Origin of the sequence: Nocardioides sp. GXQ0305, from assembly GCF_050880345.1 — a bacterium.
Lineage (GTDB): Bacteria > Actinomycetota > Actinomycetes > Propionibacteriales > Nocardioidaceae > Nocardioides.
On sequence record NZ_JBNYXG010000001.1, the window covers coordinates 523,494 to 547,595 of the forward strand.

A 24,102-nucleotide genomic window follows, 5' to 3' on the forward strand; every position below is an offset into this window, starting at 1 on the left:
CGGGTCCTTGACGCAGGGCACGGCGTGACGTTGGGTGAAGGTCCAGCCCACGGTGGACTCGGCCACCAGGGCCCTCCCTCCGAGGTCGCCTCGTGTCTCGCGCCCCCCACCCCCTCCCGACCGTCCTCACCGCCGCTGCCCTGGCCCTCGCCGGCCTGAGCGTGGTCGGCCCGCCCGCGGGCGCTGCCGGCACCGAACGCCCCTACCGGCTGGAGAACGGCCGCTCCGCGCCGATCCACAGCTACCGCGACGCCATCCGGGAGACGGTGTGGGTGACCGCACCGGACTTCGACGGTGACGGCGAGCCCGACCGGGTCGCCGCCGACATCGTCCGTCCCGTGGAGCTCGACCGGGCCGGGGTCGACGTACCGGTCGTGATGGACGCGAGTCCCTACTACCTGAGCCTCGGTCGCGGCAACGAGGGCGAGTTCAAGTCGTACGCCGAGGACGGGACGCCCGAGCAGCTCCCCCTGTTCTACGACAACTACTTCGTGCCCCGCGGCTACGCCTTCGTCGCCGTCGACACCGCGGGGACGGCCCGCTCGACCGGCTGCGTGGACCAGGGCGGCGTCTCCGACGTCGGCTCGGTCAAGGCGGTCGTCGAGTGGCTCAACGGCAACGCCGAGGCGGTCGACGCCGAGGGCCGGCCGGTCACGGCCGACTGGACCGACGGCCGCACCGGCATGATCGGCAAGAGCTACGACGGCACCCTGGCCAACGGGGTCGCCGCGACCGGGGTCGAGGGCCTGGAGACCATCGTCCCGATCTCCGCGATCAGCTCCTGGTACGACTACGACCGGTCGCAGGGCCTGCCTTTCAGCTGGGACTACCCGACGGGGTTGTCGCGCCGGGTGGCCGAGAACCGCACCGAACCCGTCGACTGCACCGCGACGCTGCAGCGGATGGCCGCCGAGGACGGCGACGAGACGGGAGCGTACGACGAGTTCTGGGCCGAGCGTGACCACCGGCAGGGGCCGGTGACCAACGTCGGCAACGTCGAGGCCAGCGTGTTCGTCTACCACGGGCTGCAGGACACCAACGTCAAGACCCGCAACTTCTCCCGCTGGTGGGCGCAGCTCGGCGACCAGGGCGTCACGCGCAAGATGTGGCTGACCCGGGTCGGCCACGTGGACCCGTTCGACACCGACCGGGAGCGGTGGGTCCGTACCCTGCACCGCTGGTTCGACAGCGAGCTGATGGGCATCGACAACGGCATCCTCGACGAGCCGACCGTGGACGTGGAGGTCCGGCCCGACGAGTGGGTGACCCAGTCGCGGTGGCCGGCGCGGGGCCGGACGGTGCTCACCCCGCGCGTCGACGGCAGGATGGTCGAGGGCCCGCACGGTCGCGGATCCGCGTCGTGGACCAACGACCCCAACCAGTCCGAGAACACCGCGCTCACGGCGGGCGCGGAGGCCCGCCGGCTCCTCTACGCGACGGGGCCGCTGCGCCGCGACACCCGCATCAGCGGGACCGCCTCGGCCACGCTGCGCCTCACCACCGAGGTGCCGACGGGCCAGGTCGGCGTGATGCTGGTCGACTACGGGCTCGGGAAGCGGGTGCTCGCCTCCGGCGACGGCGCCGTCACGACCCAGCAGGAGAGCTGTCACGGGTCGTCGACGTCGTACGACGACGCGTGCTACTACACGGTCCGCCGCAACATCGGGACCACGCCGCTGCAGGTGCTCGGCCGTGGCTGGGCCCGGCTCGACGGGGCCGGCACCCACGACGTCAAGGTCACGATGGACCCCGACGACACCATCGTGGAGCGTGGCCACCGGCTCGGGCTGGTGATCGTCGCGGCCGCGCCGAGCCGGCTGCGCAACGTCGACACCAGTCCCACCTCGCGCTACACCCTCGACCTGGGTGCGAGCTCGTTCTCGGTGCCCGGTGAGGTCAGGACGAGTCGCCGGACGGCCGCCGCCCGGGCGCCGTCCTGGCTGCCGGCCCGCGGCGACCTCGTGCGCGGGACGGTGGAGCCCCCGGTCAAGGGGTTCGTCTTCCCGTACTGACCCGTCGGTTCGGATAGTTGGACGCCACGATCATCGTTTCAGGGCGCTGGACGGTGATTTCCGCGTCCAACTATCCCACCGCGCGGGCTAGCTGCACCGCTCCGTGGCTGCCGTAGCCGACCACGCGGCCGCCGTACTCCTCGCCGTCGAAGCCGACCAGGAGCGTCCGGCCGGCGTGCTCGACGAGGGTCGGCCACGGGATGTTGGTGGGGTACGGCGCGTCGAGGGTGCCGGTCTCGCGCAGGTCGAGGTCCAGCACGGGGTAGCAGCGGCGGCGGCTGTCGCTGACCAGCACCCGCCAGTCGCCGTCGACCCGGTGCAGCGTCGGCCCCTCGGTCTCCAGGTGTCCGACCCCGGCGGCGCGCAGCTCGAGCCGGTCGAGGTCAGGACCGCTCGCGAGCACCGGGCCGAACTCGAAGAACCGTCGGGCACTCACGTAGGTGACCAGCCAGCCGTCGTCGGTGCGGACCAGGTGCGGGTCCCAGACCCCGACCGAGGCCAGGCCCGTCGTGGGCAGCGTCAGCGGCCGCGTGTCGAGGACGTGCCGCCCCGACAGCAGGTCGGCGCCGGTCTCGGCGACCGTGGCTCCCACGGTCGCCCCCGGCGCCGTGCTCGCGAAGTCACCCCAGGTGCTGGTCGCCAGCAGCCAGCCGTCGCCGTCGCGCACCAGGTGGGAGGCGTGGTCGCCGTACACGCCCGGACGGTCGGGGCGGCGGAAGAAGACGTCGCTCAGGTGGGTCAGCTCCAGCACGTCGGGCTCGAGGCGCCAGATGCTGGTGTGGGCGGTGTCGAAGAAGCCCGGTCCCGCCGAGGTGGCGGTGAGCAGCACGCCGCCGTCGTCCGGCAGGTACGGCGACCCGTCGGCCGTGGTCACTGCCCGCAGGTCGCGCAGGCCCAGCTGCCCGAAGGCGCGCAGCTCCCCGCCGTCGGCGGCCACGCCCGCCAGCCACGCCTCGTCCCGGGTGGGAACCCGGTCGGCGAGGTCGACCCGGCCCCGCGCGACCCAGCCGTCCGCCTCGCGCCCCCACCCGACCAGGTGGGTGCCGGTGAGGGTGAGGGCGATCCGGTCGACCGGACCGTCGGGCCGGCCGGAGCGGCGGCTGCGGTGGGTCGTCGTCCGGCCACCGCTGGTGACGGCCAGCGTGAAGCGGTCGTCGAGGGTCACGGCGAGGCGGTCCTCGCCCGTGGTCAGCGCCACCTCGGCGACGTCCGCCGGCGCCTCGACGGCCAGCGCGGGAGCGCAGGCCGCCGTGAGCACCCCGGGCCGGGCCAGCTCCACGGGCCGCACGCTGCCGGCGGCCGCGAAGGAGGGGAGGGGCACGCCCCCAGCATGGCGCACCCTTGACCGATGCCCGCTCGTCGGGTGACGGTGACGCCATGCTGCGCGCCCGGCACGAGAACGTGGCGACCGTCCTGGTCGACCCGGCGGTGATCCTCGAGCTCGAGGTCCACCTGATGTCGCTCGACCTGCACCTGTGGCCGGTCGCGACCGCGCCGAACTGCGCCGACGGCCCGCGCCAGGCGTTCCAGATGCGGACCCGGATGCTGACCGCCAAGCGGGGCGCCTGGGACGACGCCGCCGACTGGGTGCCGGCCTGGGTGAGCTTCGGTGACTCCTGGCGCGAGCGCGCCGAGCCGCTGCCGTGGGTGGCGCGCTCGACCCTGTACGCCGCCCTCGACGCGTACGCCGACCGGGTCCGCTACCGCCGCGGCCTCGGCGGCGTCCCGCCGCTCGACGTCCCGCACGAGCGCTCGGCCTGAGCCCACCGCTGTCGCGACACGGTCAGATCCAGCTGGAGAACCAGGTGCGCTCCAGCCACTCCGAGTGGGTGAGCAGCTGGTTGGTCCAGATCGGCCAGAACCACGCGAAGTTGAGCAGCACCAGCACCACGAACGAGCCCAGCGCCACCACGCCCGCCGTACGTCGTGGCGACGGTGAGCGGGACCGGCCGATGAGCTTGCCGCCCACCAGCGCGACCGCGACGACCATGAACGGCAGCATCATGATCGCGTAGAACAGGAAGATCGGCCGGTCGTCGTAGGCCAGCCACGGCAGCCAGGCCGAGAGGGTCCCGACCACGGGCACGCCGAACCGCCAGTCGCGCTGCCCGACCCAGATCACCGCGGAGGCGATCAGGGCCAGGATCGACCCCCACCACAGCACCGGGGTGCCGATCAGCAGCACCCTGCGCAGGCAGTCCGACCCCTCCGGCGCCTCGCAGCCCTGGGACCCGGGCTGGATGTCGATGTCGGCGTTGACGCCCACCGGCTTGGCCAGGAGCGGCCAGCCCGAGGGCTGCGACTCGTAGGTGTGGTCGGAGCAGCTGAGGAAGTGGGCGTGGAAGGTGTAGACGTCCTGGTGGTAGTACCAGAGCGACCGGAGCGACTGCACCACCTCGCCGAGACCGGAGGCGTCGGGCTCCGTCGCCGTCGGCCAGCGCCGTTCGGACGACTGCACGCCCGCCATCGACTCCTTGTTGCAGCCGCCGTCCCAGCCGTCGTAGCGGGTGTACTGGGTGTCCGACAGCACCTGCTCGTACTCGTCGGCGTGGGCGAGCCAGCCGCCCCAGGTGGCGACGTACACGATGCCGGCGACGACCACCAGGTGGAGGAACGCCGGGACCCCGTCGACGACCGCCGAGCGCAGCGCCGCCCAGCGGACGCCGAAGCTCCGTCGCGCCCCGGCGTCCCACAGCCACACCAACAGACCGAACGCCGCGAGCGGGTAGAGGGCGGTCCACTTGGAGCCGACGGCGAGCCCGAAGCACACCCCCGCCGCCGCCAGCCACGGACGCCACAGCAGCCCCCGGACCGGTCCCCAGCCGGCGCGGCCGACCGGTCCGTCGACCAGCCGGGCCATCCGGTCGCGGTGGTGGGCGCGGTCGGCGACCAGGCAGTGGACCGCGCAGAGGGTGAAGAACGCGACGAAGATGTCGAGCAGCGCCAGCCGCGACAGCACGAGGTGCAGGCCGTCGAGCGCCAGCAGCAGCCCGGCCACGCAGCCGAGCAGCGTCGACCCGGTCAGCCGCCTGACCAGCCGGACCATCACCAGCACCATCAGCGACCCGACGACCACCGACGGGATCCGCCAGCCGGTGGGGTCCATCCCGAAGGCCAGCTCGCCGGACCCGATCAGCCACTTGCCGACCTCGGGGTGGACGATCATCGACGGGTCGGCCTGCCACAGCCCGGACGGGTCGCCCCGCTCGATCAGCTTGTCGGCGTCCTCGACGTACTCACGCACGTAGCCGTGGTGGACCAGCGACCACGCGTCCTTGGCGTAGTAGGTCTCGTCGAACGCGAGCTCACGCGGCTGGTCGAGCCGGACCAGGCGGAGGGCGAAGGCCAGCAGCATCACCGCGATCGAGGCGGTCCAGCCGATCACGGGGTCCTCGAGGCGACCCCGCCGACGGGCGCGGTCCCGCGCGAGGGGGACGTCGTCGCCACCGGCCGTGCGGGAGAGGCCGACGCGCGACGCAGGCCTCTCGGGCGCGGGGGCGGTCACCCCGGTGACTGTAGTCAGGGCTGCCATGATCGGAGGCGTGACCGGCCTCCTGGTGCTCGCCGCGACCCCCATCGGACAGGTGCGGGACGCGCCGCCGCGGCTGGCCGCCGAGCTCGCGGGCGCGGACGTGGTGGCGGCCGAGGACACCCGTCGGCTGCGTCGGCTGTGCCGCGACCTGGGGGTCGAGCCGTCCGGCCGGGTGCTGTCGTACTTCGAGGGCAACGAGCATGCCCGGACGCCCGCGCTGCTGGAGGCGCTGGGCGCCGGGGAGCGGGTGCTCCTCGTGACCGACGCCGGGATGCCGAGCGTGAGCGACCCGGGCTACCGGCTGGTGGCGGCCGCGGTCGACGCCGGCGTCCCCGTGACGGCCGTGCCGGGACCGTCCGCGGTGCTGACGGCGCTGGCCGTGTCGGGGCTGCCGGTCGACCGGTTCTGCTTCGAGGGGTTCCCGCCCCGCAAGGCGGGGGAGCGGCAGCGCCGCCTCGCCGGCCTGGCCCACGAGGAGCGCACCCTGGTCTTCTTCGAGTCACCCCACCGGACGGCGGCGACGCTGGCCGCGATGGCCGACGCCTTCGGGGGTGACCGGCCCGCCGCGGTGTGCCGCGAGCTGACCAAGACCCACGAGGAGGTACGCCGCGGGCCGCTGTCCGAGCTCGCCGCGTGGGCCGCCGACGGCGTACGGGGGGAGGTGACGCTGGTGGTCGCCGGCGCACCACCCGCCGCCGTCCCGGCCGACCCCGCGGCCTGGCGGGCGGCCGTCGCCGAGCTGACCGACGGCGGCACCACGCGCAAGGAGGCGATCGCCCGCGTCGCGCGGGCCGCCGGTGTTCCCAAGCGTGAGGTCTACGACGCCGTCCACCGGGAAGACGCACCCTAGGCGACGGGCGGCCGGTCCAGCGCCCGCGCGACCGCGGCGGTCCGGCTGGTCACCTCCAGCCGCTCGAAGATGTTGTTGAGGTGGGTCCGCACGGTCCCCTCCGACAGGCGCATCCGGCGACCGATCTGGCGGTTGGTGTGACCGTCCCGCACCAGCTCGAGGACCTGCAGCTGCCTTGGCGTCAGGGCCGCGGCACCCTGGCCCCGACGCGCCGTGGCCCGGTAGGCCTCGGCGACGTGCGGACGCAGCAGCCGGAGCAGGAGGCGCTCCCGGTCGCCGAAGTCGCGCCCCGGTCCGCGGTAGCAGATCAGCCGCACCGATCGCGCCGGGCCGTCGGGGAGGCACATCATCAGCTCGTGCTCGATGCCCAGCGGGCCGAGGTAGTCGACGTACATGCCGGTCGAGTGCCACTGTCGCGTGGAGTAGAAGTCGGAGACGGTGACCACGCTGGTGTAGTCGGCGCTGGCCTCGGGGTAGCTGCACGCCTCGCACGCCCAGTAGTGGTGCCAGAACGCCGGCTCGTCCGGGGTGTCGGGCACCGGGTGGCTCTCGAACCACTCGGTGTCCTCGATCGACTGCTCGAAGTACGCCGCCCGCGCCCCGGAGTCCTGCCCCACGAACGTCAGGTCGTCGCAGCCGATCAGGTCCTTCAGCCGGCGTGCGAAGGGCCAGGGGAGAGCAGGCCCGTCCGGCTCGCCGACCAGCGTGAGCAGGCGCCCGAGCTCCGCGACGTCGTGCGCGTCCAGGTTGCTTCCCGCCATGGTCCGACCCCCGTGCCTCCGTGGAGGCTCCATCGTCCCCCTCGCCGTGCGCTCGTGCCATACGCGGAAGCGCGGATGGTGCCACCGGCCGGTCCGGTGCAGCCTCGAAGGTCCACTCGACCAAGGGGGATCCAGATGGGACACAAGTACGAGGCCGTCGCCGGGTTCGTCGGCGTGATGGTGGGACTGGCGGCCGGTGCCGGCTCGGTCAGCTGGCTCAGCGCGGACCAGGCCGCCGGCGAGGAGGCCGTGGTCGAGCAGCAGGAGCACCCGGCGTACGAGGGGCCCCGGGAGCCGGACCGGCTGGTCCAGTGGGTCAGGAAGCACCCGCGAGGCGAGTGAGGCGGCGCGGCGCTCCCGGTCGGGTCCGCGTGCTACACAGAACCTCGTGACGCAGAGGCCGACCCGCTCGCGCGCCGCGACCGAGGAGAAGTCCGGTGCCCGGCGCGACCGCGAGCGGCCGCCGGCGCCGGAGCCGCTCCCGCACCCGGTCGTCGACAACCACTGCCACCTCGACATCGCCGACGGCGAGTGGTGGCCGACCGAGCAGGCGATCGCCGCTGCCGCGGCCGTCGGCGTGCCCCGGATCGTCCAGATCGGGTGCGACCTGCCGGGCGCACGCTGGGCGGTGGACGCGGCTGCCGCCCACGACGCCCTCGTCGCCGGCGTCGCGCTGCACCCCAACGAGGCGCCGCGACTGGCCGCAGCGGGCGGGCTCGACGAGGCGATGGCGGAGATCGAGCGGCTCGCGCAGGCCCACGACAAGGTGCGCGCGGTCGGGGAGACCGGGCTCGACCGGTTCCGCACCGGGGAGGACGGGCGCGCCACCCAGGTCGACAGCTTCCGCCGCCACCTCGACCTCGCGAAGCGGCTCGACAAGACCCTGGTGATCCACGACCGCGACGCCCACGACGAGGTGCTGGAGGTGGTCGACGCCGAGGGTGCCCCCGAGCGGTGGGTGATGCACTGCTTCTCCGGCGACGCCGAGGTCGCCCGCGCCTGCCTCGACCGCGGCGCCTACCTCAGCTTCGCGGGGCCGGTCACCTTCAAGAACGCCGCGCCGCTGCGCAACGCCCTGGTCGTGGCGCCGCTGGACCGGATCCTGGTCGAGACCGACGCGCCGTACCTCACCCCCACGCCGTACCGCGGCCGTCCCAACGCCTCCTACCTCGTCCCGCTCACCGTGCGGGCGATGGCCGAGGTCCGCGGCGAGGACCTCGAGACCCTGTGCCGCGCGCTCGACCGCAACACCGAGGAGGCCTTCGGCGGCCCCTGGTGAGGCGCCCCGGCGCCGGCCGGCCGCACCGGCGGACGTGGGCCACGTCACGTCATGTGGACGAGGAGTTGGCGTGACCCGTGGTCCCCGTTATCGTTTCGTGATTGTTGGCCGGGATCGGGACAGATTTCGGGTCAGCGCCAGGGTGGGCCCCAAGCAACCCCCACCCGCGAGAACCCCCGCTCGCGCACCCCCACCACCGTGGGACCGTCGTGCGTCCGGGTGCGCTGGCTCCCGAGGACCGGGAAGTACGACGTACGGAGAATCGTGCAGACGCGCAGCTACATCGCACGCCTGATGAACAGCAAGGCCACCTTCCTCGGACTCTCGACCGCCGCGGTCCTCGCGGTGGGCGGCACCACCCTCGGCTACAGCGCCATGAGCCACGACGTGACCGTCTCCCTGGACGGCGAGAAGCGTGAGGTCTCCGCCCTGGGCGGCACCGTCGGCGACGTGCTCGAGGACGAGGGCATCGAGGTCAGCGACCGCGACGTCGTCGCTCCCAGCCTCGACGAGGAGGTCACCGACGGCAGCGCCATCAGTGTCCGCTTCGCCCGGCCGCTCGAGCTGACCGTGGACGGCAAGACCTCCACCCACTGGGTGACCGCCACCGACGTGGCCGGCGCGCTCTCCCAGGTCGGCAGCCGCTTCGCGGGCGCCGACCTGTCGGTGAGCCGCGGCGGCAGCATCGACCGCGAGGGCATCGACCTCGAGGTCGTCACCGAGAAGACCCTCGACGTGAAGATCGCCGACGAGAAGGTCATCACCCGCCGGATCCCCGCGCTCACCGCGCGCGACGCCCTCGAGGAGCTGGGCGTGGAGATCGACCGGCACGACCAGATCACCCCGGGCGCCGACAAGGAGCTCGACGACGGCGACCGGATCGAGTACACCGACATCGACGTCCGGACCAAGCGGGTCAAGGCCGAGGCCATCGACTTCTCGACCGTCGAGCGCGAGGACTCCTCGATGCTCGAGGGCAAGACCGACACCGTGCGCCAGGGCCGCGCCGGCGTGCGCGACGTGACCTACAAGATCACGACCCGCAACGGCGAGGTCACGGCCACCAAGGTGCTCCGCCAGGAGGTCCTCCGCGAGCCGGTCGCCGCGATCGTCAAGGTCGGCACCAAGGAGGAGCCGGTGGCCCCGACCACCAACTACGCCTCCGGGAGCACGGTCTGGGACCAGCTCGCGCAGTGCGAGTCCGGCGGCAACTGGGCCATCAACACCGGCAACGGCTACTACGGCGGGCTGCAGTTCAACCTCGGCACGTGGCAGTCCTACGGCGGCACCGGGTACCCCCACCAGGCCAGCCGCGAGACGCAGATCGCGATCGCCGAGAAGGTCCGCGCCGCCACCGGCGGCTACGGCTCCTGGCCGGCGTGCTCGGCCTCGCTGGGCCTGCCCCAGTAGTCGGTGCGCTGACTCCCTCAGCGCGTGACTAGCCTTGCGCGCATGACACCGTCCGCCGGTCCGAGGTTCCTCGGGCCGGCGGACGTGCGTCTGCTGGCGGCCGAGCTGGACCTGCGGCCGACCAAGCAGCGGGGCCAGAACTTCGTCATCGACCCCAACACGGTGCGCCGGATCGTCCGGGAGTCCGGGATCGGGCCCGACGACGTGGTCCTCGAGGTCGGGCCGGGCCTCGGCTCGCTCACCCTCGCGCTGCTCGGGGTGGCACGCCGGGTGGTCGCGATCGAGGTCGACCCCGTGCTGGCCGGCCGCCTGCCGGCCACGGTCGCCGAGCTCGCGCCCGCCCAGGCCGACCGGCTCGACGTGGTGGCGGCCGACGCGCTCCGCGTGGCCGAGGTGCCCGGCCCCCCGCCGACCGCGCTGGTCGCCAACCTGCCCTACAACGTCTCGGTCCCGGTCCTGCTCCATCTGCTGGCGCTGCTGCCCTCGCTCGAGCGGGGACTGGTGATGGTGCAGTCCGAGGTGGCCGACCGGCTCGCCGCCGCGCCGGGGTCCAAGGTCTACGGCGTCCCCTCGGTCAAGGCCGCCTGGTTCGCCGACGTACGCCGGGCGGGCTCGGTCGGTCGCACCGTCTTCTGGCCCGCCCCCAACGTCGACTCCGGGCTGGTGGCCTGGACCCGCAGGGAGCCGCCGACGACGAGGCTCCCGAGGGAGCGGGTGTTCGCCGTCGTCGACGCGGCCTTCGCCCACCGGCGCAAGGCGCTGCGCGGCGCGCTCAAGGGGCTCGCCGGCTCGGCCACCGCTGCGGAGCAGGCGCTGGCCGCGGCCGGCATCGACCCGCTGGCCCGCGGTGAGTCGCTGGGCATCCAGGACTTCGTGCGGATCGCCGAGGAGCTGCCCGCGTGAGCGTCACGGTCCGGGTGCCGGCCAAGATCAACCTCCACCTCGGCGTCGGCGCGCCGCGGGAGGACGGCTTCCACCCCCTGATGACGGTCTTCCACGCGATCGACCTGGTCGACGAGGTCACCGTGAGCGATGCCGGGGAGTGGTCGGTGACATTGACCGGCCACGGGGTCGACGTGTCCGACGTGCCCGCCGACGACACCAACCTCGCCGTCCGGGCGGGCGTGCTCCTGACCGCCCACCACGAGATCGGACGGTCCGCGCGGATCGAGATCCGCAAGGGCATCCCCGTCGCCGGTGGCATGGCCGGCGGCTCCGCTGATGCCGCCGCCACGCTGGTCGCGCTGGACCGGCTCTGGGGCCTCGCCAGCGGCGACGCTGCACTGTTCGGGATCGCCGGCGACCTCGGCAGCGACGTTCCGTTCGGCCTCGTCGGGCGTAACGCCCTCGGCACCGGACGCGGCGAGCAGGTCGAGCAGCTGCCGGGCGTCGAGGTCACGCGGTGGTGGGTCGTCGTGCCCGACCCCGGCCAGGGGCTCTCCACCCCGTCCGTCTACCGCCGCCACGACGAGCTGCGTCCCGACGCGCCGGCCACGCCGCCGGCACCCCACCGGCTGGTCGCCTTCCTCGGCGACCCGGCCGAGACGCTGGCGCCGCTGCTCCACAACGACCTGCAGGCCGCGGCGCTCGACCTGCGGCCCGGGCTGGCCGACCTGCTCGCCGCGGGTGAGGCGGCCGGTGCGCTCCGGGGCCTGGTCAGCGGCTCCGGCCCGACCTGCGTCTTCCTCTGCGCCGACGAGGCGGGTGCGCACCGCGTCGCCGACGACCTGCGGTCGAGGCAACCGCTCGCGCTGGTCGCGTCCGGCCCGGTCCCGGGAGCGCTGGGTCGATGAGGTGGTGTCGATGAGCAACCTGCTCAACCTCGAGCGCGTCTCCAAGGCGTACGGCGTACGACCGCTGCTCAGCGACGTCTCGCTCGGCGTCTCCGCCGGTCAGCGGGTCGGCGTCGTCGGGCGCAACGGGGACGGCAAGACCACGCTGCTCCGGGTGATGACCGGGCTGGAGCAGCCCGACTCCGGGCGGGTGTCGCGCGTCCGCGGGCTGCTCGTGGGTCACCTCCACCAGGACGACCGGCTCTCCGACACCCACACCGTCCGGGAAGCCGTCCTCGGCGGCCGCGCGGACCACGAGTGGGCGGCCGACCCGCGCACCCGCGAGGTGGTCGAGGTGCTGCTCGCGGGGGTGGCGCTCGACCGCGCCGTCGTCAGCCTGTCCGGCGGCGAGCGCCGGCGCTGCTCCCTGGCGGCGTTGCTGCTCGACGACCACGACCTCGTCGTCCTCGACGAGCCCACCAACCACCTCGACGTCGAGGCGGTCAACTGGCTGGCGGGCCACCTCGCCGAGCGCCCCTCGGCGCTCGTCGTGGTCACCCACGACCGATGGTTCCTCGACGCGGTCTGCCAGTGGACGTGGGAGGTGCACGACGGCGTCGTCGACGCCTACGAGGGCGGCTACGCCGCGTTCGTGCTGGCCAAGGCGGAGCGGCAGCGGCAGGCCGCCGCGTCGGAGGTACGTCGCCAGAACCTGGTCCGCAAGGAGCTGGCCTGGCTGCGCCGCGGCGCCCCGGCCCGGACCTCGAAGCCCAGGTTCCGGATCGACGCCGCCACCGAGCTGATCGCCGACGAGCCGCCGCCCCGCGACCGGCTTGAGCTCCAGCGCTTCGCCACCCAGCGGCTCGGCAAGGACGTCGTCGACGTCGAGGACGTCGACCTCGTGCGCGGCGACCGGCAGCTGCTGTCGCACGCGACCTGGCGGCTCGGGCCCGGCGACCGGGTCGGCATCGTCGGGGTCAACGGCGCCGGCAAGACCTCGGTCCTGTCGCTGCTGTCCGGTGAGCTGGCGCCGTCCGCCGGCCGGGTCCGGCACGGCCGGACCGTCGCGCTGCAGCACCTCACCCAGCAGGTCGACGAGCTCGACCCGGAGGCGCGGGTGCTGGCCACGGTCGAGTCCGTCCAGCGGGTCACTCAAACGGCCGACGGGTCCGACGTCACGGCGACGGCGATGCTGGAGCGGTTCGGCTTCACCGGCGACAAGCTGACCGCCCGGCTCGGTGACCTCTCCGGTGGTGAGCGTCGTCGCTTCCAGCTGCTGCGGCTGCTGCTCACCGAGCCCAACGTGCTGCTCCTCGACGAGCCCACCAACGACCTGGACATCGAGACGCTCACCGTCCTGGAGGACTTCCTCGACCGCTGGCCCGGCACCCTCGTCGTCGTGTCCCACGACCGCTACTTCCTGGAGCGGGTCACCGACTCGATCTGGGCGCTGCTGGGTGACGGCCAGATCTCGATGCTCCCCCGCGGCGTCGACGAGTACCTCGAGCGCCGACCCGTCACCCCAGCAGGTTCCGAACCCGCCGACCCGTCAGTGGTGCAGGTCGAGAACCCGTCGAGCCGTCACTCCGGCAGGCCGCGTGCCGGGAGTGCCGAGCAGCGGACCGCCCGCAAGACCATGGCGCGCCTCGACAAGCAGCTGGAGCGGCTCGATGAGCGGGAGGCCCGGCTGAACGGCGAGGTCGAGGCAGCGGGTCAGGACTACGAGCGGTTGACCGAGCTGGGGGAGCAGATCGCTGCCCTCCATGCCGAGCGCGACGCGCTCGAGCTGGAGTGGCTGGAAGCGGCTGAGCTGGCCGAGTGAGACTGCGCGAGTGACGGCTCGGCCCGTTCTGAACCTGCACGAGTGACGGCTCGGTCCGTTCTGAACCTGCGCGAGTGACGGGTCAGCGGAAGGGGATCAGCAGGGTGCGGAGCAAGGTCGCCAGCCGGTCCCGGTCGGGGTCGGGGAGGTCGGCCAGCAGGGCGGCCTCGGCGGCCAGCAGCTCCTCGAAGGCGGCGTCGACGGTCAGCCGGCCCTCCGCGGTGAGCCGGACGATGACACCCCGCCGGTCGGAGGGGTCGGGGGAGCGCTCCACCAGGCCGCGCGCCGCGAGCCGGTCGACCCGGTTGGTCATGGTGCCGCTGGTCACCAGCGTCTCCCGGAGCAGCCGCCCCGGCGAGAGCTCGTACGGCGCCCCGGCGCGGCGCAGCGCCGCGAGCACGTCGAACTCCCAGGACTCGATCCGGTGCCGGGTGAACGCGGTACGGCGAGCCAGGTCGAGGTGCCGGGCCAGCCTGCTGATCCGGCTGAACACGGCGACGGGTGCGAGGTCGAGGTCGGGGCGCTCGCGCGCCCACGCCTCGGACAGCTCGTCGACCTCGTCCTGCACGCGTCCCATGGTACGGCTTGTCAAGAATCTTGATGTCAAGATAAAGTCGAGCCATGGCGCCTGACCGACACACCTGGGACCCCCGGCACTACCTGGCCTACTCCGAGGAGCGGGCCCGGCCGTTCGTCGACCTGCTGGCGCGCGTGCGCGCGGCCGACCCGGTCGACGTCGTCGACCTCGGCTGCGGCCCGGGCAACCTGACCCGGCTGCTGACCGAGGCCTGGCCCACGGCCGGCGTCCGGGGCGTCGACTCGAGCGCCGCGATGATCGACCGGGCCCGCCGCGAGCTCCCGGGGGTCGAGTTCGAGGAGGCCGACCTGCGCGACTGGGTGGCCCGCGGCGACGAGGTCGACCTGCTGGTCTCGAACGCGACCCTGCAGTGGCTTCCCGACCACCTCGACCTGCTGCCGGCCCTCGCCGGCCGGGTCCGCCCCGGAGGCTGGCTCGCGGTCCAGGTCCCGGCGAATTTCGACCAGCCGAGTCACACGATCCGCACCGAGCTGGCCGCCACCGCGCCGTACGCCGACCACCTGCGCGAGGTCACCGTGCCGGCCAGCCACCCGCCCGACGCCTACCTCGACGTCCTGGCGCGGGCCGGTCTCGAGGCGGACGTCTGGGAGACGACGTACTTCCACGTGCTGACCGGCGACGACCCGGTCTTCGCGTGGGTGTCCGGCACCGGCGCGCGCCCCACGCTCCAGGCGCTGCCCGAGGACCTGCGGCCGGGCTTCGAGGAGGAGTTCCGCGCCCGGCTGCGGGCCGCCTACCCCGATCGTGGCTACGGCGTGGTGCTGCCGTTCCGACGGATCTTCGCCGTCGGTCACCGGGGGGCCCGATGAGGCTGCACCACGTCCAGGTCGCGATCCCGGAGGGCGGAGGGCGGTGAGCAGGAGGCGCGCCGGTTCTGGGTCGGGGGCCTCGGCCTCGGCGAGGTGGAGAAGCCGGAGCGGCTGCGGCGGAGACGGCCACGGCAACCCGGTGGAGCTGCTCGCCCGGCGCTGACGGCCTCAGCGCATCCGCACCCGGCAGGTGGTCCGGGCGAGGGCATCCGGGTCGCTCTCGGACCTCGCCGTGACCCGGACGGTGGCGGGCCGGGCGCCGGCGAAGTCGTTACGGGCATGGACGGTGACCGGCGTGGTTGTGCCGTTGGGCGTGGTGGCCAGCTCGTTGGGGAGGTGGGCCGTCCAGCCCTTGCCCTCCACCCGCGCTGACAGCCGGAAGACGTCGCTGCCCAGGTAGCGGCGCACCCCCTCGGGGTGGTCGCCGGCCGGCCGACCGAGGCGGCCGGTGTTGCTGAGCGGCAGCCGGCACGTCGCCAGGCCCCGCCCGTCGGCCACGTCGCGGTCGGGGCGCAGCCGGACGCCGCGCTGCTGGGGACCGGACCCGTCCAGCGACCGGATGCCGAGCACGTAGCTCAACCGGCCACGGCGGTCGCGGTGCTGCTCGAGCACGTAGAAGTGAAGCCGGTTCGCCTCGTCGACGTACTCGAACTCGCTGCCCGAGGCCGTCCCGGCGTGGAACAGCGCATCGGACAGTTGGCGGTAGTCACCGATCGTGATCGGCACCTCGGTGCCGTCCGGGCGGACGAAGTCGGTCATCCCGATGTCCTGGGGGTTGGCGTCGACCACCCAGATGAACGGCGACCGGTCCTGGTCCTTGGTCTTCGCCAGCAGCGCCCCCGAGTCGGGCGTGAACGAGTCGGCGCCCATCCGGTCCACGACCTCCAGGGTGTAGTTCTCGTAGCCGCCGCCGTCACACAGCGGGTCGGTGGCGGGGTCGCACGCCTGGCTGAGGTCCCCCTGGACCCCGAGATCGAGGTTGACGCCGGAGAGACCCCGCCCCTGCGGGACCACCGAGCGGGCCGTCACCCTCGCGACGACCAAGCCGGAGTCGTCGAGGGCGCCGCGACGCAGCCGCAGGACGTGCCGCTCGCTGACCATGTCGAGCTTCATCTTGTTGCGCAGCATGTGCTGGGCGCCGAGCGAGCCACCGCCGGTCGCCGGGATCGTCCACCGGCTGTGCGGGCCGCCGGGCCCGTTGAACGAGCCCCGGCTGAGCATCTCCCAGATGCCGCTGTAGGAGCGCCGGGGCGGGACGCCGTACGGGTTGTTGTAGTTGTCGCCGATGCCGAGCACGTGGCTGAGCTCGTGGGCGTAGACCCCCATGCCGGAGCTCTCGGCCTGGGTCGTGGAACCCTGGCTGGCGTTGGGCCACAACGTCGATCCCGCGGCCCACGAGGTCCAGTCGACGTAGCGGGTGTCCGACCAGTTGGTCAGCGACTCGTCGGGCGGGCCGAACGGGTCGGTGACGTCCTCCTTCTCCTCGAACTTCATCTGGCCGAACTCCTGCCAGGTCGACGACTCGTCCTGACCGGCACTCAGGATGTAGACGAAGTCGAAGTCGTCGCGCACGTCCTCGCCCTCGGCGGCGTACCAGGCGGCGAAGGCGTCGTCGCGCAGGTCGCGGTCGCAGGTGTCGCCGGTGGGGCAGGACTCCGCCTCGTCCTGGAACTCCAGCGCGTACTCGTGGGACTTGCCCGGCATCTGGTAGGCCCCGAACTCGGTGAGCTCGACGCCGTAGCGGCCGCCGGAGTCCTCCATCCAGTACTCGTGGATGGTGTGGCCGCGGTTGAGCTGGTTGGGGGTGTTGAGGAAGTCGCGGTAGAAGCGCGGTACGTCGGCGCGCGGGATCGAGTTGGCCTCGGTGCTGGGGTTCCCGAAGACCGTGGAGTTGGCCGGCTCGGAGACCGCGAAGGACTTGTTCGGGTAGTCGACGACGACGAGTGCGCCGCGGAAGGTCCGCTCGGAGCCCGCCTGGTCGGGATCGCCCCAGTCGGTCCCGGGGATCCGCGTGTAGTCCGACCACGTCATGTGGTCGGGGTTCTCCCAGTTCTGGGGGTCGACGGGCGCCGGGAAGCCCGGGCGCCCCACGTCGCCCCGGGCGCGGATCCTCCGCAGCTCGGCGTCACCGGTCCCGCTCTGCCATGGCTGGGTCTGCGGCCAGTGGTCGTAGCGCCAGTGGTTGGCCGGCTGTTCCGGCCCGGGGTCCTCCGGCCCCGGCGTTCCGAGAGCCCCTGCGGCCGACGCCGCGATCGTGATGAGGGCAAGGGCGGACACAGTGACGACACCCCGAGCTGTCATGTCGGCACCGTAGACCTCGACCGCCCCTGATGTAACCCCCGTCACACCTCGACGGCGCCCCGGGAACACCCGCGGAGCCGGGGGCGTTGCCGAGGCATGAGCACCATCGACCTGGGCGCCGACACCTTCGAGAAGGCCATCGAGGAGCACGACATCCTGCTCGTCGACTGGTGGGCGAGCTGGTGCGGCCCGTGCCGCACCTTCGCTCCCGTCTACGAGGCCGCCTCGGAGCAGCACCAGGACGTCACCTTCGCCTCGATCAGCACCGAGGAGGAGCAGGAGCTCGCCGGTGCGGCCGGCATCCGGTCGATCCCGACCCTGATGGCCTTCCGGGAGGGCGTCCTGGTCTTCAACCAGGCCGGCGCGCTCCCGGCACCCGCGCTCGAGGAGCTGATCACCGCGGTCAAGGGCCTCGACATGGAGGAGGTCCACCGCAAGGTCGCCGAGCAGGCGGCGCAGCGGAAGGCGTGACCCACACCACGGCGGCCGCGGTTACCGACCGGTAATCTGCGCGGCATGCCGTCGGTCCTCGCCACCTGGAACACCCTGTCGCGGCTGCCGCGGGGGCCGCGCCTCTTCTCGTTCGCCTTCGCCCGCAGTGCGCCGTACTTCGCGACCGTCCGGCCGCGGTTCACCGTGATCGAGCCGAACCGCGCCGAGCTGGTGGTGCCGAAGCGGCGCCGCGTCCACAACCACCTCGGCACCGTCCACGCGATCGCGCTGTGCAACGGGCTGGAGGCGGCGATGGGTGCGCTCGCCGAGGCGACCGTCCCGGCGGATAAGCGGTGGATCCCGAAGGGCATGACGGTCGCCTACACCGCCAAGGCGACCTCCGACGTCACCTGCATCGCCGAGACCGACGCCGCGCAGTGGACGTCGAGCGCTCTGCCCGAGGAGGGGGGCGACCTGCCGGTGCGGGTCAGGGGCGTGCGCGACGACGGCGAGGTCGTCGTCGAGGGCGAGATCCGGCTCTGGGTGACACCGCGCCGGTGAGGCTCAGGCCTTGCCGCCGGCGTCGAGGTTGCCGACCGCCGAGACCTCGAGCTGCTTCTTCTCGCCCACCAGCCTCTTCTGCACCCAGGTCGCGAGCCAGGTGAGCAGCAGGTTGACCACGATGTAGCAGGCAGCGAGCACGATCGCCGTCGGGACCTGGTTCTGGAACTGCCGGTAGATGGACGCGCCGACGTACGTCAGGCCGGGGGCCGCGACGACGTAGCCGAGGCTGGTGTCCTTCAGCGCCACCACCATCTGGCTGATGATCGCCGGCAGCATGATCTTCACCGCCTGCGGCAGCATCACGATCGTCATCACCTGGGTCTTGCGCATCCCGATGGCGTACGCCGCCTCCGACTGCCCCGAGGGCACCGCCTGGATCCCGGCCCGGAACACCTCGGCGAGCACCGCGCCGTTGTAGAGCATCAGCGAGATCACGACGGTCCAGTAGCTGCCGCTCTCGTCGCGGGTGATGCCGTAGGAGAAGAAGATCAGGATCATCAGGAGCAGCACCGGGACCGCGCGGAAGAACTCCACGACGGCCCAGCACGGCCACCGGACGACGGCGTGGTCGGACAGCTTGCCGACGCCGAAGACGAGGCCGAACACCACCGCGAGCAGCACCGCGCTGGCCGCCATCTGGATCGTCTTCAACAACCCGTTGACCAGCAGCGCCTCGATGTAGGCGGGGGTGACGAACGGCTCCCACAGGTCGTAGGCGAACTGGCCCTCCTCGTACAGTCGCCAGCACGCCCAGCCGACCAGGGCGACCAGGGCGACCACCGCGACCACGGTGTAGACCCGGTGTCGGGCGACCGCCCGGGGCCCGGGGGCGTCGAACAGGACCGAGGGGGCGCTCATGCGGGGCTCCTCATGCGATCCGCCAGCGGCGCTCGAGCCGGTTCGCGACGAACGACAGGATCTCGACCAGCACCACGAAGATCAGAGCGAAGCTGATGAAGATCCCGTAGCGGTCGGCCGGGACGTTGTTGGTCATGCCCTTCATCCGGAAGAACGCCTCGGCGACGCCGAAGACACCGCAGACGGTGGTGTTCTTCAGCAGCGCGATCTGGACGCTCGCCAGCGGGGGGACCGCGGCCCGGAACGCCTGCGGCAGCACCACCTCACGCATGACGGCGGCGAAGGGCAGCCCGATGGCGCGGGCGGCCTCCGCCTGGCCCAGTGGGACCGCGTTGATCCCGGAGCGCAGGGCCTCGCAGACGAAGGTCGAGGTGTACGCCGTCAGCGCAGCCACGCACGCGGCGAACAGGTTGTTGATCCGCAGGTCGCCGATGACGATGTCGACGAAGTTGAAGTTGAGGCCGATCCGGGGGGCGGCGATCCGGAAGAAGATGAGCACGATCAGCAGCGGCGTGTTGCGCACGAGCGTGACGTAGACGGCCACCGCTCGCCGCAGCACCGCGATCGGCCCGACCCGCAGCGCGGCCAGGACGGTTCCGATCACCAGCGACAGCAGGCCGGCGATCAGGAACAGTGCGACCGTGTAGGTGAAGCCGCGCACGACCAGGTCCCAGTTGTCGAGGACGGTCTGCATCCGGGGTCGGTGCTCCTCTCGCGGTCGTCAGGGACGGGGGACCGTGGGGTGGCCGGACCGGCCACCCCACGATCACCTCCGGGTGGTCAGGCCTGGCACTCGTCCAGGGCCGGCGGGTCCGGGGTCTCCGCGCCACCCTCGCCCAGGGTGGACTCGAAGGCCTCGGCCCAGGTGCCGTCGTCGTAGGACTCCTGGAGCACGCCGTTGATCCACTCGCACATCTCCGGGTAGTCCTGCGAGTAGCCGACGCCGATCCGCTCCTCGGAGAACTCCTCGCCGACGACCTTCAGCTGGCCGTCCTGCTCCGCGGCGTACCCGAGCAGGATCGCGCCGTCGGTCGACATCGCCTCGACGGTGTCGTTGAGCACGTCGTCGACGCACTGCGAGTAGTCGGGTGCCGGGGCCGGCACCATGCCCTCGGCCTCGACGTTCTCGATCGAGGTCGAGCCCTCGGCCGAGCAGACCTCCTCACCCTGGAGGTCCTCCTTGCCCTGGATGTCGCTGTCCTCCTTGACGAGGATCTGCTGGCCGGTGATGAGGTACGGGCCGGTCTGGCCGACGATCTCCTGCCGCTCGGGGGTGATGGAGTACGTCGCGAGCACGAGGTCGACGCGCCCCTCCTGGATGTAGGGCTCGCGGTTGTCGGAGATCGTCTCCTCCCACGTCACCGAGTCGGACTCGGGGTCGATCCCGAGGTCGGCCACGAGCAGCTTGGCGATCTCGACGTCGAAGCCGGTGGGGATGTCGGACGCCGCGTCCTTGAAGCCCAGCCCGGGCTGGTCGTACTTGACGCCGACGGTGACCTCGCCCGCCTCGGCGAGCTCGGCCATCCGGGAGCCTTCCTCGAACTTGCCCTCCTCGACGTCCTCGGCCTCGACGTCGCTGCTGCTCCCGTCGCTCCCGGCCTCCCCGCACGCCGCCAGGCTCAGGGCGAGACCCACGCCCGCGAGCACTGCCTTGGTCCTGATGAACCGCATCTCTCCTCCTTTGTCCCGAGCCGGGTTCCCGGCCACCTGATGGGTGTTGCTGGGTGAGTCAGTGCTTGAGGATCTTCCCGAGGAAGTCCTTGGCGCGGTCGGTCTGCGGGTTCGTGAAGAACTCCTCGGGCGTGTTCTCCTCGACGACCGCGCCGTCGGACATGAACAGGACCCGGTCGGCGGCGGTCCGGGCGAAGCCCATCTCGTGGGTGACCACGATCATCGTCATCCCCTGCTTCGCGAGGTCGACCATCACGTCGAGGACCTCCTTGATCATCTCGGGGTCCAGCGCCGAGGTCGGCTCGTCGAAGAGCATCACCTTCGGCCGCATGGCCAGCGCCCGGGCGATCGCCACCCGCTGCTGCTGCCCGCCGGACAGCTGGGCGGGGTACTTCGCGGCCTGCTGGCCCACGCCGACCCGGTCGAGCAGCTCCCTGGCCCGCTGCTCGGCGTCCGCCTGCTTCTCGCCCCGCACCTTGACCGGGCCGAGGGTGACGTTCTCGAGGATCGTCTTGTGGGCGAAGAGGTTGAAGCTCTGGAAGACCATGCCGACCTCGGCGCGGAGGGCCGCGAGCTCCTTGCCCTCCTCGGGCAGCGGTTTGCCGTCGAGGGTGATCGTGCCCTGCTGGATGGTCTCGAGCCGGTTGATCGCGCGGCACAGGGTCGACTTCCCGGAGCCGGACGGCCCGATGACCACGACCACCTCGCCGCGGTGGATCGTCTGGTTGATGTCCTGCAGCACGTGGAGCTCGCCGAACCACTTGTTGACGCCGTCGAGCACCACGAGCGGCTCGCCCTGCCGGGCGGTGGTGGGGGCCTGGACCTGCTCGGTCATGGTTGGGAAACCTAGCGTCTCTCACCCCTTCGGGCCATGCGCCGGGGCGTCGGACACGCGATGGTGACAGTTCTGTGACGTACGGCCCCATCCCGCCGCGGAACCGGTCGCCGCACGATTGCCGCGAGCCCGAGGGGCCGCCGTACCCTTGACCACTGTCATGGCCACTGATCAGCGCACGTACGAGGTCCGCACCTACGGGTGCCAGATGAACGTCCACGACTCCGAACGCCTCACCGGGCTGCTGGAGGACGCGGGCTACGCGCCGTTCCGACCCGCCCCCGACGGCGAGCAGCCCGACCACCCGGACGTCGTGGTGTTCAACACCTGCGCCGTGCGCGAGAACGCCGACAACCGGCTCTACGGGAACCTCGGCCACCTCGCCCCCGTCAAGGCGAGGAAGCCCGGCATGCAGATCGCCGTCGGTGGCTGCCTCGCCCAGAAGGACCGCGCCACGATCGTCGAGAAGGCGCCGTGGGTCGACGTCGTGTTCGGCACCCACAACATCGGCTCGCTCCCGGTGCTGCTGGAGCGGGCCCGGGTCCACGACGAGGCGCAGGTCGAGATCCTCGAGTCGCTCGAGGTCTTCCCGTCGACCCTGCCGACCAGGCGCGAGTCGGCGTACGCCGCCTGGGTGTCGGTCTCGGTGGGGTGCAACAACACCTGCACGTTCTGCATCGTCCCGTCGCTGCGCGGCAAGGAGCAGGACCGGCGGCCCGGTGACGTGCTCGCCGAGGTGCGCGCCCTGGTCGCCGACGGCGTCAGCGAGGTCACCCTCCTGGGGCAGAACGTGAACAGCTACGGCGTCGGCTTCGGCGACCGGCAGGCGTTCTCCAAGCTGCTGCGGGCCTGCGGCGAGATCGAGGGACTGGAGCGGGTGCGGTTCACCTCACCGCACCCGGCGGAGTTCACCGACGACGTCATCGAGGCGATGGCTGTGACCCCGAACGTGATGCCGCAGCTGCACATGCCGCTCCAGTCCGGATCCGACCGGGTCCTGAAGGCGATGCGCCGCTCCTACCGGCAGGCGAGGTACCTCGGCATCCTCGAACGGGTCCGGGCCGCGATGCCCGACGCCGCGATCACCACCGACATCATCGTGGGCTTCCCCGGCGAGACCGAGGAGGACTTCGAGGCCACCCTCGACGTGGTCCGGCAGGCGCGCTTCTCCGGCGCCTTCACCTTCATCTACTCGCCGCGCCCCGGCACCCCGGCCGCCACCATGGAGGAGCAGGTGCCGCGCGCCGTCGTCCAGCAGCGCTACGACCGGCTGGTCGCCCTCGTCAACGACATCGCGTGGGAGGAGAACCAGCGGCTGGTCGGGCGCACCGTCGAGCTGCTCGTCGCCGAGGGCGAGGGGCGCAAGGACAGTGCCACCCACCGGCTGTCGGGACGCGGCCCCGACAACCGGCTGGTCCACTTCACGCCCCCGGGCGACACGACCGTCCGGCCCGGCGACATGGTCACCGTCGAGGTCTCGTACGCCGCCCCGCACCACCTGGTCGCCGACGGCCCGGTCCTCGCCGTCCGGCGTACTCGCTCGGGCGACGCCTGGGAGGCCCGGACCGCTGCCCCTCAGCCGGGCTCGGTCGGCCTGGGCATGCCCTCGGTCGGCGTACCGGCTCCGCTGCCGGACGCACCTGCCTGTGGATGACGTCGGGCGCCAGCGACCGGAATCGGTGATGCTCGGTGCGTGACCGTGGTGGACATGCTGACGGAGCTGGGTGGAGTCGCCACCCGCTCGCAGCTGATCCGCGCGACGTCTCGCGCTGAAGTCGATCGCGCCGTGGCCGAGGGCGGGGTCACCGTTCTGGCGCGAGGGCGGTACGCGCTGGAGGGCGCGGACGCCGCCGTGGCTGCCGCCCATCGGCTCAGCGGAGCCGTCACCCACCTGAGCGCAGCGATGCGACACGGGTGGCAGGTGCGGCTGCCACCCGAGCGCCCACAGGTGGCCGTGCCCCACAACCGCAAACTGGTGGCGGGGGCCGCCGCCGGCGTGGACCTGCACCGGGCCAGGCTCGGGGCCGACGACGTCAGTGACGGGGTGACGAGTCAGGAGCGCACCCTGCTCGACTGCCTGCGTAGCGACCACCTCGGTGACGCGTTGTGCGTCGCCGACTCCGCGCTGCGTGACGGCTTCCCGGCGCCCAGGATGGCTGCGCTGGCGCGGGATGCACGCGGTCCGGGCTCACGCCAGGTCAGGCGCGTCGCGGCCCTCGCCGACTCCCGTGCAGAGAGCGCCCTGGAGTCAGCGCTGCGTGCGATCGCCATCGAGGTCCCGGCCCTGGAGGTGGTTCCCCAGACCTCGCTGCGTGAGGGTTCGCGGTTCCTCGGGCGCCCCGACCTGGTCGACGAGCGACTCGGGATCATCCTCGAGGCAGACTCCTTCGCCTGGCACGGCGACCGCGCGGCGCTGCACCGCGACGCCCGGCGCTACAACCAGTTCGCTGCACGCGGCTGGCTGGTCCTCAGGTTCAGCTGGGAGGACGTGATCCTGAATCCCCGGCTGGTGGCGGAGGTGCTGACGCTGGCCGTAGCCGAACGGACCAAACGGGGCCTCTGCCCCACCTGCGCCGCCTAGGTGAAGGGCGCGAGT

The 24,102-nt window shown here is 72.5% G+C and carries 23 protein-coding genes; 14 read left to right on the plus strand and 9 right to left on the minus strand.

Annotation, left to right across the window (positions count from 1 at the left end):
• Positions 1–92 precede the first annotated feature (92 nt).
• Positions 93–2,012, plus strand: coding sequence for a CocE/NonD family hydrolase (locus tag ACQ1X7_RS02570; RefSeq protein ID WP_432476578.1), 1,920 nt, complete (start codon positions 93–95; stop codon positions 2,010–2,012).
• Positions 2,013–2,082: 70 nt separating this feature from the next.
• On the opposite strand, the gene ACQ1X7_RS02575 is transcribed toward ACQ1X7_RS02570, so the two are convergent.
• Complete coding sequence (locus ACQ1X7_RS02575; protein WP_432476579.1) at positions 2,083–3,333, minus strand: hypothetical protein; 1,251 nt, start codon at positions 3,331–3,333, stop codon at positions 2,083–2,085.
• Between the two features lie 56 nt (positions 3,334–3,389).
• On the opposite strand from ACQ1X7_RS02575, the gene ACQ1X7_RS02580 reads away from it, so the two are divergent.
• Positions 3,390–3,773, plus strand: a complete 384-nt coding sequence (locus ACQ1X7_RS02580) for a hypothetical protein (protein ID WP_432476580.1) — start codon at positions 3,390–3,392, stop codon at positions 3,771–3,773.
• 22 nt (positions 3,774–3,795) lie between these two features.
• Here ACQ1X7_RS02580 and ACQ1X7_RS02585 read toward each other — a convergent pair whose 3' ends face one another.
• Positions 3,796–5,517, minus strand: a complete 1,722-nt coding sequence (locus ACQ1X7_RS02585; protein WP_432476581.1) for a dolichyl-phosphate-mannose--protein mannosyltransferase — start codon at positions 5,515–5,517, stop codon at positions 3,796–3,798.
• Between the two features lie 25 nt (positions 5,518–5,542).
• Here ACQ1X7_RS02585 and rsmI point away from each other — a divergent pair, with 25 nt between their 5' ends.
• Positions 5,543–6,394, plus strand: coding sequence for a 16S rRNA (cytidine(1402)-2'-O)-methyltransferase (gene rsmI / locus ACQ1X7_RS02590; protein WP_432476582.1), 852 nt, complete (start codon positions 5,543–5,545; stop codon positions 6,392–6,394).
• Here the strand turns inward: rsmI and ACQ1X7_RS02595 are convergent.
• Entirely contained in the window at positions 6,391–7,155 is a 765-nt protein-coding gene (locus ACQ1X7_RS02595; protein WP_432476583.1) for a response regulator transcription factor, read from the minus strand. The genes rsmI and ACQ1X7_RS02595 overlap by 4 nt on opposite strands.
• A 135-nt stretch (positions 7,156–7,290) precedes the next feature.
• Here ACQ1X7_RS02595 and ACQ1X7_RS02600 point away from each other — a divergent pair, with 135 nt between their 5' ends.
• The 6 genes from ACQ1X7_RS02600 to ACQ1X7_RS02625 all read left to right on the plus strand — a co-directional run bounded on the left by ACQ1X7_RS02600 (position 7,291) and on the right by ACQ1X7_RS02625 (position 13,438).
• On the plus strand, positions 7,291–7,497 hold the full coding sequence (locus ACQ1X7_RS02600; protein ID WP_432476584.1) for a hypothetical protein: 207 nt from the start codon (positions 7,291–7,293) through the stop codon (positions 7,495–7,497).
• Between the two features lie 46 nt (positions 7,498–7,543).
• Positions 7,544–8,434, plus strand: coding sequence for a TatD family hydrolase (locus ACQ1X7_RS02605; protein ID WP_432476585.1), 891 nt, complete (start codon positions 7,544–7,546; stop codon positions 8,432–8,434).
• A 264-nt stretch (positions 8,435–8,698) separates the two neighbouring features.
• Complete coding sequence (locus ACQ1X7_RS02610; protein WP_432476586.1) at positions 8,699–9,844, plus strand: transglycosylase family protein; 1,146 nt, start codon at positions 8,699–8,701, stop codon at positions 9,842–9,844.
• A gap of 42 nt (positions 9,845–9,886) precedes the next feature.
• A complete protein-coding gene (gene rsmA / locus ACQ1X7_RS02615; RefSeq protein ID WP_432476587.1) occupies positions 9,887–10,747 on the plus strand; it encodes a 16S rRNA (adenine(1518)-N(6)/adenine(1519)-N(6))-dimethyltransferase RsmA in 861 nt (286 codons plus the stop codon).
• Positions 10,744–11,637, plus strand: a complete 894-nt coding sequence (locus ACQ1X7_RS02620; RefSeq protein WP_432476588.1) for a 4-(cytidine 5'-diphospho)-2-C-methyl-D-erythritol kinase — start codon at positions 10,744–10,746, stop codon at positions 11,635–11,637. Before rsmA ends, ACQ1X7_RS02620 begins: the two co-directional genes overlap by 4 nt.
• Positions 11,638–11,641: 4 nt before the next feature.
• Positions 11,642–13,438, plus strand: a complete 1,797-nt coding sequence (locus ACQ1X7_RS02625) for an ABC-F family ATP-binding cassette domain-containing protein (protein WP_432476589.1) — start codon at positions 11,642–11,644, stop codon at positions 13,436–13,438.
• A gap of 82 nt (positions 13,439–13,520) precedes the next feature.
• Here ACQ1X7_RS02625 and ACQ1X7_RS02630 read toward each other — a convergent pair whose 3' ends face one another.
• Positions 13,521–14,006, minus strand: a complete 486-nt coding sequence (locus ACQ1X7_RS02630; RefSeq protein WP_432476590.1) for a MarR family winged helix-turn-helix transcriptional regulator — start codon at positions 14,004–14,006, stop codon at positions 13,521–13,523.
• Positions 14,007–14,059: 53 nt separating this feature from the next.
• On the opposite strand from ACQ1X7_RS02630, the gene ACQ1X7_RS02635 reads away from it, so the two are divergent.
• The gene (locus ACQ1X7_RS02635) at positions 14,060–14,845 is read left to right on the plus strand and encodes a methyltransferase domain-containing protein (protein WP_432476591.1); all 786 of its coding nucleotides are present in this window, start codon (positions 14,060–14,062) and stop codon (positions 14,843–14,845) included.
• Positions 14,846–15,013: 168 nt separating this feature from the next.
• Here ACQ1X7_RS02635 and ACQ1X7_RS02640 read toward each other — a convergent pair whose 3' ends face one another.
• A complete protein-coding gene (locus tag ACQ1X7_RS02640; protein WP_432476592.1) occupies positions 15,014–17,146 on the minus strand; it encodes a M6 family metalloprotease domain-containing protein in 2,133 nt (710 codons plus the stop codon).
• A 96-nt stretch (positions 17,147–17,242) separates the two neighbouring features.
• On the opposite strand from ACQ1X7_RS02640, the gene ACQ1X7_RS02645 reads away from it, so the two are divergent.
• Positions 17,243–17,617, plus strand: a complete 375-nt coding sequence (locus ACQ1X7_RS02645; RefSeq protein ID WP_432476593.1) for a thioredoxin family protein — start codon at positions 17,243–17,245, stop codon at positions 17,615–17,617.
• A 45-nt stretch (positions 17,618–17,662) separates the two neighbouring features.
• Entirely contained in the window at positions 17,663–18,139 is a 477-nt protein-coding gene (locus tag ACQ1X7_RS02650; RefSeq protein ID WP_432476594.1) for a hotdog fold domain-containing protein, read from the plus strand.
• A 3-nt stretch (positions 18,140–18,142) separates the two neighbouring features.
• Here ACQ1X7_RS02650 and ACQ1X7_RS02655 read toward each other — a convergent pair whose 3' ends face one another.
• The 4 genes from ACQ1X7_RS02655 to ACQ1X7_RS02670 form a co-directional block, all read right to left on the minus strand.
• Positions 18,143–19,000 (minus strand): amino acid ABC transporter permease, encoded by an 858-nt coding sequence (locus tag ACQ1X7_RS02655; protein ID WP_432476595.1) that lies wholly within the window; start codon positions 18,998–19,000, stop codon positions 18,143–18,145.
• 10 nt (positions 19,001–19,010) lie between these two features.
• Positions 19,011–19,694 (minus strand): amino acid ABC transporter permease, encoded by a 684-nt coding sequence (locus ACQ1X7_RS02660; RefSeq protein WP_432476596.1) that lies wholly within the window; start codon positions 19,692–19,694, stop codon positions 19,011–19,013.
• Positions 19,695–19,780: 86 nt separating this feature from the next.
• A complete protein-coding gene (locus ACQ1X7_RS02665; RefSeq protein WP_432476597.1) occupies positions 19,781–20,671 on the minus strand; it encodes a glutamate ABC transporter substrate-binding protein in 891 nt (296 codons plus the stop codon).
• A gap of 58 nt (positions 20,672–20,729) precedes the next feature.
• Positions 20,730–21,506, minus strand: a complete 777-nt coding sequence (locus ACQ1X7_RS02670) for an amino acid ABC transporter ATP-binding protein (protein ID WP_432476598.1) — start codon at positions 21,504–21,506, stop codon at positions 20,730–20,732.
• 160 nt (positions 21,507–21,666) lie between these two features.
• On the opposite strand from ACQ1X7_RS02670, the gene miaB reads away from it, so the two are divergent.
• Both miaB and ACQ1X7_RS02680 read left to right on the plus strand, forming a co-directional pair.
• Positions 21,667–23,160 (plus strand): tRNA (N6-isopentenyl adenosine(37)-C2)-methylthiotransferase MiaB, encoded by a 1,494-nt coding sequence (miaB, locus tag ACQ1X7_RS02675; protein ID WP_432476599.1) that lies wholly within the window; start codon positions 21,667–21,669, stop codon positions 23,158–23,160.
• A 39-nt stretch (positions 23,161–23,199) separates the two neighbouring features.
• Positions 23,200–24,087: a hypothetical protein gene (locus ACQ1X7_RS02680; RefSeq protein WP_432476600.1), complete on the plus strand. Its 888-nt coding sequence runs from the start codon at positions 23,200–23,202 to the stop codon at positions 24,085–24,087.
• The last annotated feature ends 15 nt before the right edge of the window (positions 24,088–24,102 follow it).

Bases quoted from the DNA above. Each gene is read 5' to 3' on its own strand.
- ACQ1X7_RS02660 (WP_432476596.1), bottom strand. From the start codon at position 19,694: ATGCAGACCGTCCTCGACAACTGGGACCTGGTCGTGCGCGGCTTCACC.
- ACQ1X7_RS02645 (WP_432476593.1), top strand. From the start codon at position 17,243: ATGAGCACCATCGACCTGGGCGCCGACACCTTCGAGAAGGCCATCGAG.
- miaB (WP_432476599.1), top strand. From the start codon at position 21,667: ATGGCCACTGATCAGCGCACGTACGAGGTCCGCACCTACGGGTGCCAG.
- ACQ1X7_RS02650 (WP_432476594.1), top strand. From the start codon at position 17,663: ATGCCGTCGGTCCTCGCCACCTGGAACACCCTGTCGCGGCTGCCGCGG.
- rsmA (WP_432476587.1), top strand. From the start codon at position 9,887: ATGACACCGTCCGCCGGTCCGAGGTTCCTCGGGCCGGCGGACGTGCGT.
- ACQ1X7_RS02655 (WP_432476595.1), bottom strand. From the start codon at position 19,000: ATGAGCGCCCCCTCGGTCCTGTTCGACGCCCCCGGGCCCCGGGCGGTC.
- ACQ1X7_RS02580 (WP_432476580.1), top strand. From the start codon at position 3,390: ATGCTGCGCGCCCGGCACGAGAACGTGGCGACCGTCCTGGTCGACCCG.
- ACQ1X7_RS02670 (WP_432476598.1), bottom strand. From the start codon at position 21,506: ATGACCGAGCAGGTCCAGGCCCCCACCACCGCCCGGCAGGGCGAGCCG.
- ACQ1X7_RS02665 (WP_432476597.1), bottom strand. From the start codon at position 20,671: ATGCGGTTCATCAGGACCAAGGCAGTGCTCGCGGGCGTGGGTCTCGCC.
- ACQ1X7_RS02600 (WP_432476584.1), top strand. From the start codon at position 7,291: ATGGGACACAAGTACGAGGCCGTCGCCGGGTTCGTCGGCGTGATGGTG.
- ACQ1X7_RS02635 (WP_432476591.1), top strand. From the start codon at position 14,060: ATGGCGCCTGACCGACACACCTGGGACCCCCGGCACTACCTGGCCTAC.
- ACQ1X7_RS02595 (WP_432476583.1), bottom strand. From the start codon at position 7,155: ATGGCGGGAAGCAACCTGGACGCGCACGACGTCGCGGAGCTCGGGCGC.
- ACQ1X7_RS02640 (WP_432476592.1), bottom strand. From the start codon at position 17,146: ATGACAGCTCGGGGTGTCGTCACTGTGTCCGCCCTTGCCCTCATCACG.
- rsmI (WP_432476582.1), top strand. From the start codon at position 5,543: ATGATCGGAGGCGTGACCGGCCTCCTGGTGCTCGCCGCGACCCCCATC.